Annotated in this window: 12 protein-coding genes; 6 read left to right on the top strand and 6 right to left on the bottom strand. The window is 53.7% G+C overall.

Going from position 1 to position 18398, the window contains the following annotated elements; all coding sequences use genetic code 11:
• Positions 1-8 precede the first annotated feature (8 nt).
• From K3762_RS19120 to K3762_RS19100, 5 genes are all read right to left on the bottom strand, one after another.
• A complete protein-coding gene (locus K3762_RS19120) occupies positions 9-947 on the bottom strand; it encodes an endo alpha-1,4 polygalactosaminidase (protein ID WP_260013107.1) in 939 nt (312 codons plus the stop codon).
• Between the two features lie 14 nt (positions 948-961).
• Positions 962-2095, bottom strand: a complete 1134-nt coding sequence (galE, locus tag K3762_RS19115; RefSeq protein WP_260013104.1) for a UDP-glucose 4-epimerase GalE — start codon at positions 2093-2095, stop codon at positions 962-964.
• A 28-nt stretch (positions 2096-2123) separates the two neighbouring features.
• Complete coding sequence (locus K3762_RS19110) at positions 2124-6017, bottom strand: hypothetical protein (protein ID WP_260013101.1); 3894 nt, start codon at positions 6015-6017, stop codon at positions 2124-2126.
• A gap of 825 nt (positions 6018-6842) precedes the next feature.
• The gene (locus K3762_RS19105; protein ID WP_260013100.1) at positions 6843-8666 is read right to left on the bottom strand and encodes an ABC transporter ATP-binding protein; all 1824 of its coding nucleotides are present in this window, start codon (positions 8664-8666) and stop codon (positions 6843-6845) included.
• 8 nt (positions 8667-8674) lie between these two features.
• Positions 8675-9538, bottom strand: coding sequence for a glycosyltransferase (locus K3762_RS19100; RefSeq protein WP_260013098.1), 864 nt, complete (start codon positions 9536-9538; stop codon positions 8675-8677).
• Between the two features lie 459 nt (positions 9539-9997).
• On the opposite strand from K3762_RS19100, the gene K3762_RS19095 reads away from it, so the two are divergent.
• The 6 genes from K3762_RS19095 (at position 9998) to K3762_RS19695 (ending at position 16419) form a co-directional block, all read left to right on the top strand.
• A complete protein-coding gene (locus K3762_RS19095) occupies positions 9998-11509 on the top strand; it encodes a glycosyltransferase family 1 protein (RefSeq protein WP_260013097.1) in 1512 nt (503 codons plus the stop codon).
• Positions 11510-11750: 241 nt separating this feature from the next.
• On the top strand, positions 11751-13175 hold the full coding sequence (locus K3762_RS19090; protein WP_260013095.1) for a TolC family outer membrane protein: 1425 nt from the start codon (positions 11751-11753) through the stop codon (positions 13173-13175).
• Between the two features lie 332 nt (positions 13176-13507).
• Entirely contained in the window at positions 13508-13978 is a 471-nt protein-coding gene (locus K3762_RS19085) for a hypothetical protein (protein ID WP_260013093.1), read from the top strand.
• 313 nt (positions 13979-14291) lie between these two features.
• Positions 14292-14765, top strand: coding sequence for a hypothetical protein (locus K3762_RS19080; RefSeq protein ID WP_260013091.1), 474 nt, complete (start codon positions 14292-14294; stop codon positions 14763-14765).
• 281 nt (positions 14766-15046) lie between these two features.
• Positions 15047-16030 carry a glycosyltransferase family 2 protein gene (locus tag K3762_RS19075; protein WP_260013088.1) on the top strand — a complete coding sequence of 328 codons (984 nt, stop codon included), beginning with the start codon at positions 15047-15049 and terminating at the stop codon, positions 16028-16030.
• Positions 16030-16419 (top strand): GtrA family protein, encoded by a 390-nt coding sequence (locus K3762_RS19695; protein ID WP_409202472.1) that lies wholly within the window; start codon positions 16030-16032, stop codon positions 16417-16419. Before K3762_RS19075 ends, K3762_RS19695 begins: the two co-directional genes overlap by 1 nt.
• A gap of 4 nt (positions 16420-16423) precedes the next feature.
• Here K3762_RS19695 and K3762_RS19070 read toward each other — a convergent pair whose 3' ends face one another.
• Positions 16424-18340, bottom strand: coding sequence for a DUF7024 domain-containing protein (locus K3762_RS19070; protein WP_260013087.1), 1917 nt, complete (start codon positions 18338-18340; stop codon positions 16424-16426).
• Positions 18341-18398: the final 58 nt, after the last annotated feature.

The following is an 18398-nucleotide window of genomic DNA, read 5'->3' as shown; positions in this document are numbered from 1 at the left end:
GCACGACGTTAAGGCGCCTCCGCGACAGGCGGTTCAAGTGAAGAGAAGCTGCCATCCGGAACAATATAGGGCGCATAACCTTTGACGCGGGCTCTCTTAACCATGTCTTCAGTTTGGGCTTTTAAGGCGAAATCCAGCGAGAGGACTGGGATGCCTTTGGCAAGGTAGTCTTCTTGCAAAGCGGTGTGCAAAACAGGGGTATCCGCACCGCCAAACCCATCTTCGATCATAATACCGTCGATCGCAGCACGATATGCATCGAATGCAGTCAGGTTTTCGGGCCCGGCATCTCGGCCGACAAACACCCCATTATTTACAATAACCAGAGCATTACAGCGCACTGTACGGGCCTCGATTGCTATTTCTTGAACGAGAGACAGCATGATCTCAGCCGCTTCTGGCACATCTGAAGGCATGCCTGGCGCTTTGCCTTTTAACGAACCCGCTACAAAGTAATTTAGCGCGTCATCAAGGAAAAGACCGTCGACGCCCGTGTTCATCAAGCGGATGGCACGCTGCCGAAGTATCTCTCGCCATTCGCTCCGCCAGAACGCGGCGAGCTTGTCGCCAGTGGATGTTTCGGGCCCAAGCCACGGTGGCGTTATCCCGTCTTCAGGCCAGTAATCGCGCCAAGGCTCTACCTCGGTGAGGTTCAGATAGGCCAATACGGGCCGCTCACCCTGACGGCGAACCCGTTTCATTTCTTCTGGGGTGAAGGTGACTTCACGCCCATCGGACGTATCAGCTGCGCCTATTTTTGTCGCTTCGATGATCAAAAGGCCATGCGGTGCCTGCGCCAGTGTTTCCGCCTGAAACGAAGCCCCCCAGTATTGAACACCATAGCCGGATTTGAGCGCCGAAGTGAGCCGGGCGGTTCTGTTATCAGCCGGTGCTGGGCAGGCTTGGCCGGGCTGAGAGGCCAACGAAGCCGCTGCTGCGACAAACAAACCGAGAAACCTCTTCAATTAAGGACGTTTCGGCTGCCAGAGGTCAGCTGGTGGGCTCTGTGCGGGTCTGTGTGATCGGATGTGGCTTTATGTGTTACAGGGGGTATGCGCATGCCAATGTTCGACTTGTCACGCTCACGCTTTTGAAAATTCCAATGATCGCGGCACATTTCTTCGAGATCGAGCTCAGGCTTCCAGCCAAACAAAGCAAGACTGAGCGATGGGTCTGCCAATGAAGCCGGAACATCGCCCAGCCGGCGCGGACCAATCTGATAAGGAATTTGAAACCCACAAGCTTTGGAGAAGGCGTGAAGCACTTGCAGCACCGTATGGCCCTGACCCGTGCCCAGGTTGACTTTGCGATGAGGCGCATAATCTGCCGAAGATGAAAGCAGGTGCTCTACCGCAGCGACATGTCCGCGCGCAAGATCAACGACATGGATATAGTCGCGGCTACCCGTGCCATCGCTGGTCTCGTAGTCACTGCCATGGATTTGCACATAGTCTCTTATCCCTGCTGCGGCCTGGGCGATATAGGGAAAGAGATTGTTTGGCACACCGCGGGGGCACTCTCCAATGAACCCGGATGCATGGGCTCCGACCGGATTGAAATAGCGCAACGAAATAGCCCGAAAGGTGGCCAAAGAAGCTGCGGTGTCGTCAATAATCTCTTCGATCATGAGCTTCGTCCGCCCATAGGGACTAGAGACAGAGGTGGCAGCTGTTTCGCGGGTCGGAAGCATCTCAGTATCGCCGTAGACCGTGGCCGAAGATGAGAAAATTAGATTTTTGCATCCGACCTCCCGCATTGCCGAAAGCACTGATACCGCACCGGTAATGTTGTCATGATAATAGAGCAGGGGGTTGGCGACGGATTCCGCCACAGCCTTTTTGCCAGCAAAGTGTATCACAGCGTCAATCTTGTGGCGTTTTAGCACATCCGCCATCAACTGTGCATCGCGTACATCACCTTCCACCAGCCGCACATCGGCGGTGCCCGCAATCAACGGTATCCGCGCAACCCGATCACGATCAGAGTTTTCAAAATTATCGAGAATGACGACAGAATGACCAGCTTTCAAAAGCTCGACTGTGGTGTGCGAGCCGATGTATCCTGCCCCACCAGTGGTGAGAATACGTCCCTTCATTGTGTTCTCCTTCGCCATATGCCGTCTATCACAGCATCCATGACCCATCATTGAACTGGAAGTTTTTCGTATCGAGTTGGGCACGCTCGAGACCGACAAGATCGACAAGATAATCGTCTCCAAAGGTCAGTCTCGTTCCTGTTTCGTAATCTACAAATGCGTTGAGGATATCTTCTTCGGTTTGCCAGGGGGAGGCTGCTGCATCAGAGCGCCAATCCAATACAAGGAGTTCTGCAAGAGGATCGAAATCCAACACCTTTGTGCCAGCGGACTCCATCTTGATGACGAATACATCCTCTCCCGCGCCGCCCATCATCACATCCGAGCCGCCCTGACTGGCAAGCATGTCATCCGCAGAGCCACCCATCATAATCTCATTGGCAGATGTGCCTGCTGTGCTGCCCTCGACATAGTCCACTGAGAGCGCGTTCAGCCCCTCTTCCAACACCAGCGTCATGCCCTCAGACGTCACTTGGCGGGCAGTGAGCGCACCGCGAATAATAACATTTCCCTCACCCCAATCAGCGCCGAGATTGAGAGACAAATCCCCCCCGCCGTTGATTTCGGCGAGAAGATTGCGCCCATCACCGCTGAGCGACACCAATTCTGATCGGTCCGGAAGTGCGGTCAGACGCGTTACGTCTTCGACCGCTCCGCCTACGGTAATCTCAAACTGCCCCCCGCCCTGGGGCAGAAAAACTTGGGTGCCTTCCCATGCATACCAGCCAGATACCGCGCTGATCTGTTCGCCGACATCGAGAGCAAAGCGCCCGGCGGCATCGCCAGAAATTATCTGCGCGGTTATGCTGTTATCTACCCGGTGAAGTGTAAGTTCGCTGGCTTCAAATGTTCTGATACGTTCAGCGAGGTCTTGGCCCGTGACAAACTCGGTTCCGGATGCATGTGCCAGAGCAAGGAAACTATCAAACAGCTCGTAAGTGTAAGAAGAGGGCTCATTATCGAATGTCCATTCGGTCGGCCCGTAATCATGCCATGGAAAGGCAATGATAGGAGTGTCGGCATTGTTGGTGATGTCTTCAAGCTCTGCAGCCCACACGGCTGCGGCCTCTTCCGGGGGAAGGTTTTGGAAGTCGAGCAAAGAAAAATCGAAGCTCATGTTTGGTGCAAGATATACTGTTTTTTGGTCAGGAGTGAGATAGCCAAAGGCGCCCGGATAGCCGGCCCCTTCGCCAGAATAGCCACCCGACAGATAGTCAAAGAAGCGGATGATCTCGAGCGATGTATCAAGTGTTTCGGGGGCACCCGGCACGGCGGCCCCCGTGATATCGATGCCAAGCCTTTGAGCGATTTCAAGCGCAGAGGTTTCAAACTGGAAGCGGAAAGAGTTTTTCAGCATTTCCTGCTCTGAAACGGATAGCTCCCAAGGATTAAGACTATCGGGATCGCGCGGATCAATGCGCGCGAGCAAATCCAACAGTTCAGGGGTGTCGCCGTTCAAGAGATTTGTGTCTTCTGGGTGGGTGTAGCTGTGCGATCCGATCTCATTACCCATGGATAGGATCGCATCGTAGTAGGGAAGAGAGACGGACCAATCGGTCTGCTGGTCTGGTGGGTTTGCTCCTACATTTATGTAGTAAGACCCCACGAAGTCATATCGCTCTTTCCAATCCGCCAGGATGGGTAGGAGGCGGTCGTAGATTCCTTCATCCAGCACAGCCACGTCATAATATTCTTGGCTTTGGTCCATGTCGTTGCGCGAATAGAAAAGAGATGAGCTGCGCGACATTTGCAGCCCGATGCCGGCTGTGGCCACATCGTCTTTGGCGACCCAGTCTATGGCTTCATGCAAGATATTGGAGTTGCCGATGACAGCATCTGTGGCGAAGTGAACATTGCGGTTTTCATTGATCTCTGTGGCAATAACGGCCTCTTCTGAGGTCCTGACACCGTTCTGAGTTAGGACTTGATCAAACAAAGTTTCGGCAGACCCTGTGATGTCTTTAAAGTGCAAATAAGAAGTCAAGGTCTCATAGCTGTCGATTGAGGCCCCGGGGGTATAGCCACCAAGTATGGGGTGGCTTGCATCTCCTGCAACCACTTCCACCCCTTGTGTAGAGCCAAACCCGTCGAGGGTAACGCCGAGAAGAGATTGCATTCGTGCGTAGGAGTTTCCGGCCAGCGCTGCACCGGTTTCATCATTGGTCATGAAATTGCCGGCAGCGATAAGTCCTGTTCCGCTTTGTGCGGCAAGGCTCAAGGCCTGGGTGATCTCATCGACCTGATCTGCTCGTACATTGGCAAAGCTGGGAAAGACCAAAGCATCGTATTGCGCGAGAAGTTCTGCATCGGTCAGGGCCGCTTCATCCAAAAGATCGAAGGGGAGGCCTGACTGCATCGCCTGGTTTTGGGCGGACATGATCAATTGACCATAGTTCGTAATGTTGAAGTAGTTTGCAGCCGTTGTTTCTGAATAGACGATGCCAACGCGAATATCAGGCGCATCCGGGAGACTGACGGGCGTGCCCGCAATTAGGTTTTCGTTTGCATAGTCCCCTGGAAGATAGATAGAATTGTTGATATCATAAAATAGACGTATTTGGGTCTCAAAGCTGGCAAAACTGCGCGGCAAGGCGATCTCAGCTGAACGCCCATCTTCTGCATAGCGGATGTCGAGGGCTGAGATGAACACCTCGCCCGCCCCCCCTGTATAAAGGCCCGCAGTCCCGTCCACGGCGATTTCAATGTTGTATTCCGCCCCACCAGCAAAGCCCCAGATCTGATGGCCTGTAGAGCGGTTTAAGTCGGTATCCAGCCATATGGTTGTGCCAGCATTGATCCCTGCATCAGACGTAAGGCCAAAGATGGCCCCTTCTTCTACAACATCGGCAAAAATCTGTGCGCCATTGTCGGCCGTTGCATAGAGCAAAGTTGACGCCGGGTGCTCAGCCAAAGTGCCGTCAACTACATAGGGGCCAAAGGCGATAGGAGCCGGTGAAGCGCTCTCCCCTACAATAAGGTCTGTGTTTGAATAATCCCCTGGTAGGAAAACCGAGTTGTTCACGTCTGCCAAGACACGAACCGCTTCGGAGATACCTGCATCGGCCAGGGAGACAGCCACTTCTGCGATGGTATGATCGGCATTGTAGCGCAGATCGAGATCGCTCACAAAGACCTCCCCCGCGCCACCGCTATAAAGAGCCGCAGTGCCATCTGCGGCAATCTCGATGTTGTATTCTGCGCCGCCGGCAAAACCCCAGATCTGATACCCCGTGGTGGGATCAAGGTCTGTGTCGAGCCAAATTGTCGTGGTTTGGCCGATCTGAAGGGACGCATTGATTGCAAAAACCGCATAGCCTTCCGAGATCGCGCCGTGCAGCGCGGTGCCATCGTCGGCTGTATAGAGCGGCGCGTTCCCGGTCCAATCCGCTAAATTGCCATCGAGCGTGAACTGCCCCGCGGCAACGGGCGCGGGTCCGGATTGCCCGCCCGGTCCGACGATCAGGTCGATGTTTGAATAGTCATCGGGGAGAAAATACTGATCATTCACATCCGCGAAGACGCGCAGATACTCTTGCAATGTCAGCACGGAAGAAGGGATTGCCACTTCCATGACGGTTTTGTCGGGGCTGTATTGCACGTCGAGCGAAGCAACAAAAGTCTCGCCTGCACCATCAGAGTAGAGTGCCGCCGTTCCGTCTGGCGCAATTTGAATGTTGTATTCAGTCCCCCCCGTGAACCCCCAAATTTGGTAGCCGGTTGATCGGTCAAGATCTGTATCAAGCCAAATTGTGGTGTTTGCGCCAATGGGGGCGGTGCCACTGATTGCGAAGACCACACCATCTGGCCAAGTCTCCCCGTAAAGAGAATACCCGCCAGATCTTGTTTCAGTAAACAGTGGGCTGCTGCCTGCCCAATCGCCTATGTCTCCGTTGATGGTTTTGGAGCCAATCTGAACTGACATTTTCCGATCTCCTAAGCGGGTTTGGCGGGTCTTACATACAGGGCCACCTGTCTCTTACTTATCCGCTGGAGGAGGGCTGAGGCGCAATTGTGCAGAGGGCTTAGAGCAGAGCTGCGCTTCCTATCACAAAGGAGGGTTTTGCGGAAAAACTGCACCCTTTGGTGAGCAGGCTATCCTCCTTTTGATGTTTCCCACTTAGAGCCCAAGACCATCATAGCGCGGGCAGGGGCCGACGAACGCTCAAGCTTGGGCAAGGAAAATGCCCTTAGTGAACCGCCCCAGTTCGTCGCGTTGAAAAGCCGGGTGCAGCGTCCCTTGGCCGCGTCGCGAAAATCTGCTGTCTGTGGATTTGACGCAGCCTCGCCCTTTAATGCAACTGCCTAACTTGCCGGCCCGTTCTTTAGTATCACTTGTGATAGGGCCCCTGACGGTACCGGGCGCCAACTCGCCAGACTTGAACTGGGGCCGACCCAACGCAGCATCATGCTGCTCTGTCATATCATGCAATGGTTCCAAGGCGCGGCCTCTTGGCAGGCCCGCAGCGCGCGCCTGCCCCGCGTCAGGGTTCCGACTTTGGAACTTTCGTACCATACGGCGGTCTTGCTCTGGCGTCTGCTGCGACCGGTGCGCGCCATCTCAGTTTGTTTCCCGACCAGCCAGACGGTCTGTCACGGAAAGCTTAGCCTCCAAGGCGATATTTTTATCTTATAGCTTATGGGCTATTTTGGTGACCTGCCCACCTCAGATGAAAGCGGTTATCTGGAACCCAACAGGCCCATGCTTGCTCGGTTCAGGCAACTTTAAGTGAGAACGATGTGTTGCAGCTCACCCGTAGCTGTTGCGTTGGGCATTGAACATCGCGGCATAGAGACCTTCTTTTCCCATCAGCTCCGCATGGGTACCTTCTTCGACCACAGTACCTTCATCCAATACATAGATATTGTCCGCGTGTGTGACGGTCGAAAGGCGATGGGCAACCATGATGGTTGTTTTGTCTTTGGAGAGCTCGCGGATGGCGTCGCGCACCCTTTCCTCCGTGCGCTGGTCGAGCGCAGATGTTGCTTCATCCAACAACAAAATCGGGGCGGAGCGGAGAAAGGCGCGGGCAATAGCGATGCGCTGCTTTTGTCCCCCTGAAAGCTGAGAGCCTTTGGGGCCTAAGGGCGCGTCACCGCGATCCCGCATGAGTTGGTCGATGCCAACCAGTTCTGCGGCGCGCCAAATCTCCTCTTCCGTAGCGTCCGGGCGTACGTAACGGATGTTTTCGTAGATCGAACTGTTAAAGATGACGATGTCTTGTGCCACCACCGAAAATGACTGCCGCAGCTTATCGATGCGTAGTTCCTTGACGGGGGTGCCACCGATGCTCACCACCCCCTCACTGACATCATAGAGCCTAGCAATCAGGCTGAGGACAGAGGTTTTGCCCGATCCGGTTGCGCCAACAATTGCCGTTACTTTCCCCCCTTCAAACGTCATGTTTACGCTGCGAAAGAGGGGGTGTTTTTCGGAATATTGGAAGGTGACGTTGCCTAGGGCAATATCTCCAGCGGGGTTGAACGTTTCTATGGCATTGGGCGCATTGGTGATCGTCGGCAGCTCGCGGTAGAGCGAACGCAGGCTATCGAGGATAATCAGACTGGCTTGCATAGAGACAAAGAAGGCGGCAAAGCGACGGGCCGGATCAAAAATAAGCGCCATGCCGATCATAAATCCAATTATGCCGGCGCCATCCATTTCGAAGGCGGGGCTTAAGGCCATATAGCCGCCCACCCCAATGATCAAAACGTAGATGATAGCAGCGAGGATATCGACTGTCGGGCTCATCATGGCTTGTAGCTTTTGAAGGCTGATTGTGAGGTCTTTTATCTCGCCGGTGGCCTTATTGAGGCGGGCTTTCTCTACCGGTTCTTGGTTTGATATTTTGACGGTGCGCATGCCATTGGTCATCTCCTCAATGCCAGACATGTAGTTGCCCATAGCATTCTCGGCGTTGGCCTGCGTGCTTTTGATACCCTGTGAGATCCGCCGGACCACGATCGTGACGGTGGGCATCACAATGATGACCAGCGCAAACAAAGCGGGGTTTTTCCAGATCAAATACCCTGAGACGGCGATGATGGTGACGGAGTCGCGGACGGCATTGACCGTGGTCTGCCCTATAAATCCCGAGAGGTCTTGCGCTTGGTTGACCAGCCGCAGGATAATATCACCGGACTTTGTTCGCTCGAAGAATGCCAGGTCCAATGTCATCATGTGATCAATGAGATCACGGCGCATTTTGAACACAGCATCACTAGCCAACCAGGCCGAAAGCCGAGGCACCCAATAAGACATTATGGCGCGAATTGCAAAAATTGCGAGTACCATGCCACAGACTTTGATGAGGCCGGAGACATTGCCGTCGTCGAAAATCACTCGGAGCCCACTTTCAGTGAGGGCAATGAACTGCTGATAGGCAAACCCTTGAACAAGGATCATTGCCATCACCAACCCCAACCAGGGCGCGCGTTGCTTAAGGTAAGAGGACCAGAACCAACCAATATTGTCTTTGTCTTGGTCATTAAACAGCGGCGCGCGCTTTTTGCCTTTGCGCGCTACTTTAGACGTATCTGCCTGCGCAGAAGCGGTATGATCTTCGTCGGACATGGTTCGCTTTATGGCCTAGGAGGCGCAGGGGATACAGTGGCAATAATATCTGTCGCAACGTCTTTCCAAGTGCGCAGCGATTTATGATTTCTCCGTACCTTCTCTTTGGCCGCCGCATGGGCTTTAGGGTCGCTGTGTATTTTGTCGATCAAACTGGCAAGCGCAGCGGGGTCGTTTGGGTCAAAGTATTCCGCGAGATCTCTCCCCACTTCCCGCAAGGCCGGAACATCAGCAGCAAGACCCGGGGTCCCAAGCCATAGCGCTTCCCCAAGTGGCAATCCGAAGCCTTCCATGTGGCTGGGGATGACCAAGGCGAGGGCTTTTTGATACAGCATTCGCAAGCTGGCTTGGTTCGGGTCTAGTATGACCTGAACTTTATCTCTGATTGGGGCCAGTTCAGGACGTTCAAGATATTTGTCTGTTCTTTTTCTATGAGCTCCAGCCAACAGAAACATTGGTACAGGACGACCTGTATTATGAAGATGAACCATGGCTTGAAGGATGCATTCGAGGTTTTTACGCCCGGTCATCACCCCCACTCCTAAAAGGTAGGGGGTGTCAGGGATGGTTATTTCCGCGGTTTCGTCTGTCTTGCGCAACTCATGGGGCAAGGGGACTGGAACAACGGGGGGGAGTATAGGCAGGTGGCCTGAGGCAGAAAAATGTTTGAGCTCAGCTTTAGTGAAGGCAGAGTTGGTCATCACTGCTTCAGCGTGACTGATGACAATCCGATTATCGTGCGCAAAATTTCGCGCAAACATGCTTTGGCTTGGGTGGGCGAACTCATGTAGGGGGATCATATCATGAACCAACGGGTAAAACCGCATCTGTATGTTTTGATTGTCCATGGCTACAAGGTAGTCAGCCATCATTTTAGGGCGTCCCAAAGACACTAAAATTTGGCCTGACAAATCTACCTCTCGCAAACTGTTCTCAGGCACCGCCCGCTCCCACCTTTTGCGACATATGCGCTTCACGATCATACGAAAGAGTGGGTAAAGTGCATCTCGCACAGGGTGGGGCTGAGGGAAGCTATATCTAAGACGCAGAGGCTTTGCTTCGGGCGAGATGTTAGGATCACAGGCGCCTGTTGGAGAGTTTGCGCCGATACGGGGTTCGACCTCGAAAAAACGATCATGGGCAGGGGAAAATACAACGAAGCGTACATCTGCAGGAGAGCAAGCAAGTTCATAGCCCACCTCCATGACGGTCCGCGCAATTCCATAGTACCGAAATTTTATGCCGGACGAGAGGAACTGTTCTGAAAGGTCATAGTATATGGGGCTCATAAGTCCTCTTATCATTATCCCTAGGGGTTGAGGAACACGGAAATGTTCGTCAAGAGCGGCGCAGCAAAAGGGAAGATTACCTCTCTTGAAGAGAGCGCGCTAGGGTTAGGAAAAACACTACCTATGTACTACATCGATGTGACAGATATCCTGATCTATGTGGAGAAAGAAACCACAGTTTCAGGAATTCAGAGGGTCTCTTTTGAGGTCATTCGCCGTATGGTCGCGCGCTTGGGGGCTGACAATGTCCTGTTGAGCTTCTGGGATCGAGGGCGGAGGGAATATGTAGCGATCCCATCTGGCTTCATACAAGATATGGAGGAGTTTTCCCCTGACGTTCTGGGAAGTGTGTTTTTTGGCAAGAAAGCGCGCAGCCAAAGAGATGCCGCCCCGACCTTGCTACGATATCGCAATAAGCCGCTAAAGTATTGGCTACACTATCTGGTTCGCGCGTATCACGCGTCACTTGGGCATGAGAAGTATTTTGCCAAGAAGGGGGCCAGCATTGAGGAGTGGCATGCGTTCAAAGCGCGACAAAGTTCTGGTCAAGCGAAAGGGGTCGAAGAAACACCACGGTTGAAGGTGGCTCAGCAAGCCAAGCCTGGCGATCAATTGATCATCCTAGGGGCAATTTGGAATATTGCTGGGCTGGAGGCTGCCTTCCAGAGCTTAAAGGATGACAAAGGCGTCGCGATTTACCAGCTCGTCCACGATCTGATCCCGCTGGTTGCCACCGAGCATATTGCCGCGGATTTTTCTGGAGCATTTTACCAATGGTTGCTTTCTTCAGCGAGCTATTGTGAGCGCTTCCTCGCAAATTCTCAAAATACGGCCCGCGATCTGAAGGCCTTTATGGATGAGGTCGAGCAACAACGTCCCGTCGATGTTGTGCCTTTGGCGCAGAAATTCAGCGTCGTGCATTCAAATAGAGTCAGCAATCCGGCAAAGCCTATTAAATCGCGTCTCAGCAGTTTGCGGGGCGTGCGGCTCTCTGTACTGAACCTGACCAAGACACCGTATGTGCTGGTTGTCGGAACGCTGGAGTCACGCAAGAATCTTTGGTCACTTGCACAAGCTTGGCAGCGCTTGACCCAAACTCCAGGATTGAATGTTCCCAAGCTTGTCTTTGCGGGCAAGCCAGGCTGGTACAATGATGATTTTAACAGTCTCATGGAAGCCACGGGAAACCTGGGAGGGTGGGTGCAGTTCGCAAAGCAACCCAGCGACACCGAACTCGGTTTTTTGTATGAAAATTGCCTTTTTACCGCGACTGTCAGCTTCTACGAAGGGTGGGGATTGCCTATCGGTGAGAGCCTATCGTTTGGCAAAACAGCAGTGGTTGCACAAAATTCCTCCATGCCAGAGGTTGGCGGCGATATGGTCGAATACTGCGACGCCCATTCGATCAGCAGCATCTACGATGCTTGTTGTAAGCTGATCACAGAACCGGAGCACCGACGCGCGCTGGAGCAAAAAATCAATGCCACGTCTCTAAGGACATGGGATGAGGTTGCACATGACATTGAAACAGTTCTGAACCAAAGCCGCCGTTGAGCAGAGCTGAAGGAGATATCACGTAGCAAACGCTCCTCTACTGTGTCATACTCTTTAAAAATATTACCCGCATTACATCATAGTTAATTGCCCCTAATCGGATTGCGCATGAGGTTGCGTTTGTTCAGAGAAGCAGCCGCTTTAGGGCTTTTTAGCTGGTATATAAAAGCGGGAAGAGCAGAACGTGTTCACTCTCGTCCAACGAGGAAAATGACGCGTAGACAAAAAGGCGAGACGAGTAATGCATCTATCCCGTTTTAGAAGAACCCTGTGTCGCATTGGTGTTGCCGTGCCGCTTGCGCTGGCGTTGGTGGTACCGCGTCCGGCTTTTGCCGAAACATTGGCCGATGCTTTGGTAGAAGCATATGAGTATTCAGGGCTTTTGGAGCAAAACCGGGCTTTGCTCCGGGCAGCGGACGAAGATGTCGCCAGCGCCAAAGCTGCGTTAAAGCCCGTGTTGCGTTGGGCTGGAGGGCTGACGCAGAGTTTTGGTTCAACCCGGACCTCCAGCCTGGTGTCATCGCAGTCCACCGCAAGCCTTACTGCCTCGATAAACTTAATTGGAGAGCTCTTGCTTTACGACTTTGGCGCGAGCCAATACCGGGTCGAAGCTACCAAGGAAACGGTGCTGGCCACCCGCCAGACCTTACTTGACCTCGAACAGCGGGTTCTTTTGCGCGCCGTAGCGGCCTACATGGGGGTCATCGAAGCTTCTGATGTCGTGGCGTTGCGCAATAATAACCTGCGTCTTCTGACGCAAGAGCTTCGCGCCGCCCGTGATCGGTTCGATGTGGGTGAGGTAACCAATACCGACGTGGCGATTGCTGAAGCGCAACTGGCTGAGGCCCGCAGCGGTTTGGCGGGAGCTGAGGGCGCGTTGCTGCGCGCTGTAGAAGAGTACCGCAATGTCGTAGGCCGAAAGCCGAATAACCTTACCCCGCCTCCGCAACTTCCTAATGTGAGTGGCAATTTAGAAGCGGCCAAGGCTTTGGCCGTACGCAGGCATCCTGCTGTATTGGCCGCCCAACATCAGGTTGCAGCCGCTCGACTGGCAGTCAGCTCAAACGAGGCCGCTATGTCCCCTCGGATTACGCTTCAAGGCAATTACGGGCTGTCTGAGACATTCGATAGTAAGCGCTACAGCCGCAGCGGGAGCGTCGGCGTGGAAGCAGGCCAGACAATCTATCAAGGCGGGGCGCTGTCTTCTGCAGTGCGCCGGGCTATGGCTCAAGAGGATGCGCAGCGCGCCAATCTTCATGTTGTAAGCCGCGAGATCGCACAAGAAGTCGGAAACGCCTATGCATCCTTGTCTTCAGCTCGCGCACAGCTTCAAGCCTCTGATCGGCAGATCCGTGCCGCACGTACGGCCTTTGAAGGGGTGCGGGAAGAAGCAAAATTGGGCGCGCGCACCACGCTTGATGTTCTGGATGCAGAACAAGTTCTATTGGATGCGGAATCGACGCGCGTTACAGCCCGCGCAAATCTCTATATTGCAGCTTATGCTGTGTTGGCCTCTACCGGGCAGCTAACTGCCCGTGACTTGGATTTGCCTGTGCAGCTCTATGATGCCGCCGCGTATTATAATTTGGTTAAAGATGGTCCGGCTAAGTATTCCAAACAAGGGCAAGCGCTGGATCGCGTTCTGCGCGCCTTGCAAAAAAATTAAATCCTAGGGGGCGTCTTCCGGGCTTCTTGGTCCTAGCAGAGCCTAGGTCATGGCGTTAAAGCCATGTTTCAAGACGCCTCCGAGAAAATCCTGGGATTGTGCGAAGGGGCCAGTCGCCCATGAGGGAGCGTGGCTTGTAGCTTACGGGGCATTAGCAGAGGTTGCCGCGACACATATGGCGTATAATTGCTGAGCGCCTATCCTAGCTGTAAAATTCAACATACGCATGGTAAATACTGAGGCTTAAAGGCGCTTTATGTGCCCTGTCCTCCGCGCTCTAAGACACATCGGTTGCCGCAGCCCTGCGCTTTTTAACGATAGGTTAAGCTTTCATGTCCAGTTTGCGAGCGATTGCTCTAACCCCGTCTCGCCGCACAATTGTCTTGTGGTTGACGACGAGCCTGATGATTTGCATCGGTGTTTTGATGTTCCTTCCTCTGGGCCTTCCAGATGTGGCTGGCAGCGATAAGGATCACCATATTTTGGCATTCGCAGCTTTGGTCCTGCCCTGCGCTGCTCTCTATCCTAGGGGAATTCCCCGGGTAATTCTGGGGGCCACAGCCTATGGCGCTCTTATTGAAATCATACAGCCTTTTGTAGGACGTTCCGGCGACTTTATCGATTTTACCGCGGATTTGGCGGGTATGGGGCTGGGGTCAATACTGGGCCTTGGGATCTATCATGCTGTCGAAAGCTGCTCCGGCTTCCGGCGCCGCGCGGTTCAGAAGCGCGCAACAAATGTCATTCAGCTCTATAATTACCGCACGGGCAAAGCCATCGCTGAAGACTCTCTGGACCCTTGAGCGAGCTCTACGTTTTGAGCGGATTCCCATATGCAGGGTCTAATTCCCTTCCCCGGAAGCCACGCCCAAACGTTAGAGGCTGCCCAGATGTCGTTCAAGCGGGCGCGAGGAAGGGTGTTGAACAGCCGTTCAAAACCGAGGCAACATGCCCCCATGCCCGTGATTGGAAAAGTTTTATGCTGTCATCCCATTGGGAGTGTGCTTAGACAGGAGGTAAACGCGCGTGCGCAAAAGTATCTAGGATGATGGAAGACAGGATTTCTTCAGATTTTTAGACTGTGCACGTAGGGACCGTCTGCACAGGGGTAACAAAATGCGAAGCCGGGCAATCTACTCTTTTATAGCATTTTTTATGCTTTCTGGTCTCGCTGCCTGTGGGTTCGAGCCTATTTATGCTTCGGGCTCTCAGATCGGCAAAGATCTCCAAAATATCAAGCTGATGGCGCCCACATCCCGCGAAGAGTATATCTTCTCTCGCAGCTTTGAAGAGCGGCTGGGGCGCAACATGGGTGCCAGCACAACCCTGCGGTATAATATTTCGATATATGATCAGGGGTTGGATTTGAGCGGCGTTGTTAGAGCTCAAAAGATAGGAAACGTGACCTATCAGTTGATCGATGAGGCGAACGGGGACGTGATTGCATCTGGGCGGGTAGAGTCATTCACATCCTACTCCTCTAAAGATGATTTATCTGTCGCAGCACAAAGTGACGCCAGTGAGAGATTGCTCATCATCCTAGCCGATAGGGTTATTTCTAGGTTGACCGCTCAGTTGCCAGTCAGTTGAGCGTCAGGCGCGCGCGGGCCGCTTAAGGGGCAATGGATAACCAAGCACTTAAACGTTATCGCAAACTCCAATTTCCCTATCGTGACATAGGACGCGGGCCACCCTGTCTTAATCTTCTAGACTAAAAGCTCCCTTTTCGCCGTTTGAGGGTGGATTTAGAGGCAAAGGGGCTGTGGGCGTTTAATTATGGTTGTTTGGGGCGCAGTTTTGCTAAGCTTGTCGAGAAAGTTAAGCGTCCGGCGTGTTGCCTCGAGTGACTGTATTCAAACATTAGGCTCTTGATGACCAACTCTCCAGACAGAACGAACGTCCCAGAATTGTCTCTCGTGGTGCCGATGTACAACGAGGAAAACGCAATTCAGCGGTTTTTCGATACGGTTCGCCCGATACTGGATGGTATCGGGCTCCCCTATGAGATCGTTTGTGTCAATGATGGGTCGCGCGATGCTACGCTTCCTGCGCTGACAGGTATTGCGCGGAAAGATCCGCGCATACGGGTCGTTGATTTGACGCGTAACTTCGGTAAAGAGGCGGCGTTGACAGCCGGGCTGGATTTGGCACGCGGCGCCGCGGTTATCCCGATAGATGCGGATCTGCAGGAGCCGCCTGAGCTATTGCCAAGAATGGTGGCGCATTGGCAGGAGGGGTTTGATGTCGTGTTGGCGCGCCGGGCTGAACGCAGTTCGGATACGATGTTCAAACGTGGCTCGGCCCGTATGTTCTATCGCTTGCTTCGAATGATGTCGGATGTCGAAATCCCCGAGAATGTCGGAGATTTCCGTTTGATGGACCGTGAGGTGGTGAATGCCTTGCACCGCCTTCCGGAACGCACCCGTTTCATGAAGGGGATATTTGCCTGGCTTGGGTTTCGCCACACCACGATTGATTTTGTACGCCCTGCACGACAAGAGGGAAGCGGTAAGTTCGGGTTTCGGAAACTGTTTCAGTTGGCGATGGAGGGGATCATCTCCTTTAGCACCGTGCCGCTCAGAATGTGGAGCTATGTGGGGTTTATGGTCGCGGCCGCGGCCCTTCTGTTCATGCTCTATATCCTGATCGATACATTACTGTTCGGTCGCGATACGCCCGGCTTTGCCACGATTGCCACGGTGCTGTTGTTCTTCAACGGGCTAATCATGATCAACTTAGGCATTATTGGCGAATATCTGGCGCGTATATTTACCGAGGTGAAGGCACGGCCGATCTATTTGGTGCGTGAGCAAATTCAGTTTGAGACGGCTGACGCCGAGGATCATAAGCCCTAATGCGCCATCTTCTTGGGGAAATCTTGCGTTTTGGAGGGGTAGGGGCCTTGGCCACCGGGGTGCATGTAGGGACCTACCTTGTCATGCTTTCACTCGTGTCGCCTCAAGCCGCCAACGCAGTAGGGTTTTTGGCCAGTGTTGGCGTGTCGTATGTGGGTCATACGTGGTTCAGTTTCGCGGGGTCTGCCAAACAGGCGGGGGCAGGCCGCGCGCTGGCGCTACGTTTTTCTGTGGTGGTCGCCGGGGGCTATGCGATCAATGCATTTTGGGTGGCTTTGGTCACAGACGGGTTGGGTTGGGCATCAGGCTGGGCCGGGGTTTTTATCGCTTGTGTGACCCCTGCCATCACGTTTCTTTTGCTAAAATTTTGGGTTTACGCGCCCCGATAATCTATCAGGGCCTATGCAGAAGAAGCCCTTTTAAACCGATGCCGAGCGTGCGGGTATCTCCTCCAGAGGAGGGCGCATGGGCATCCGGCAGTGTAAGGGTCAGGGTGATGGTCTCCTGTGCAGGATCATGAGGCAGAAGGGGGAAGATTAAATTGGCGGACTGGTCTTCGGAGCCGCGCGTGCCTTCCCAGAGTGTTTGGCCATTTTGGGTAACGATGAGGCGTTGCACGCTCTGATTTGCGGCTAGAAACATATGAGCGTTGAGCTGCAGTCTTGCTTGGTCCCCGGCCTCTAGCCCTTTGGGGATGATGATCAGCTCCGCTTTGTTTGCGCTGCTCCAGACCCCCCACTCCTCGATGTTAGACCATCCCGCTCCCAAATATTTCGCGCCCTCAGTCCCGCCGATATCCTGCAGCTCTTCTGGCCGTAAATTGGGAAGATAGCTTCCCGCGAGGCTGCGCTGTAACACCGCCGTGCTTGAACAATCCCTCTGACGGCGGACAGTCTCAAGGTAGAGAGGCCAGAACTCTAAGGGTGCTTCGGCCTCGTGAAAGGGAACGAGCCGATTGGGATCGATAAGATCATACAGATGAGCGGGCGTTTTGGGATGAAGATCGGGCATACAAGCCAGAAGATGGGCGCTTTTCCAAATCCTATCATAGCGCAACATGTCCTGAGCAACATGCCAGTTGTGCAGCCCGCCCAGAACAAAAATAGATGCGGTAACGCAGGCCATCAGGTGGCGTGGCATCTTCCCAAACCTGCCGCGTTTGCTGTGCTGCAAAACGGTCGCCCCCAAGACTACCAAGAGCAGGACCACCCCTAAAATACTGGTGCGGCTGTCGAGATAGGCGCAGTGGCCTGTCCCTTCGCACCAACCCTGTTGTTTGAGCGACGCGCTGACAGGTAAGGTTACAAAGATCATGCTGGTCAGCAGAAATGGGACCACGGCTGCTAGAGGGACTCTTTTGCCAAGGGGCGTGCGCAGGGCCAAAACTATGGCTGCATACATGGCCAGACCTGAGAGGGTGGCCCCTGTCCAGACCGAGAGCGGCACCTCCAGAAAACGGCTTCTGAAGCGCGGCAGCACCAACCCATCATTGATATGGTGCCAGGTGGTGCCGATCAGAGCGCTGAGGTTACCGATCCCTGCGAGAGAGTTTCCCTCATACCCTGAGGGATGCGCCAACCGATACGCAATATAGACGCCCACCACCAAACCCAGAATGATAATTTCAATCCAGGCGCGTACATCTTTTATAAGGGCGCGCAGCCAAGACAAAGGGCGGCGCAGGGACAAGGGGTGATTGGCAAATACCTCTGCGGCAACCATGACGATGCCCAAAAGCAAAGCAAATTCGGTGGCCAGCATGGCACCGAACTGAAGCAAGCGGTTCAGTACTCCCCAGCCCCCACGTTCTCCGTAAGACAGGACGGCAAGGCGACAGCTGACCAATACCAGAAAAGGCAGGGTGTTCTGCAAGGGATAAGTGGTGGGGGGAAGATGTTCAAAGCCCAAAGGATGGAGGGCCAAGAAGATAAGGAAAGCAAAGGGTGCAATTGAAAGTTTGAGCACCTTGCCCGCGTAGACAAAGATGAGCCAGACCGTGGAAAAGTAGAGCGTGACGAACACGAGGCGCCAGATCAACACCTCGGACATCAGCGCCGCGAACATATTGACGGGCTGAAGATAGAGGAAACCGATCCGTCCTTGACCTTCGGCAAGCCAGCGGGCCGTTTCCAGAACGGTTTGGGGTCCCTGCAGCGCAATATGGGTGAAGTAGACATCGTCAGCTGACAGCCGGTAGCCGGTCAGAAAAAAATGTCCATGCCACAGCGCCAGTAGAAATATCAGGCCATAAAGAGCCGCGCGGCGCATATGAGGCTGGTCAAGAAGATCATGCAGATAATGTGGTCGCATTAAGAACCCTAATTGCTACTCAAAATCTGGCATGCATCTGCTGCCGAAACAAACCGGT

The sequence above is a fragment of the Sulfitobacter sp. W074 genome, assembly GCF_025142275.1.
GTDB classification, from domain to species: Bacteria; Pseudomonadota; Alphaproteobacteria; order Rhodobacterales; family Rhodobacteraceae; genus Sulfitobacter; species Sulfitobacter profundi.
The sequence above is the reverse complement of the archived record's forward strand: the minus strand, read 5'-3'. Positions and strand labels throughout refer to the sequence as shown.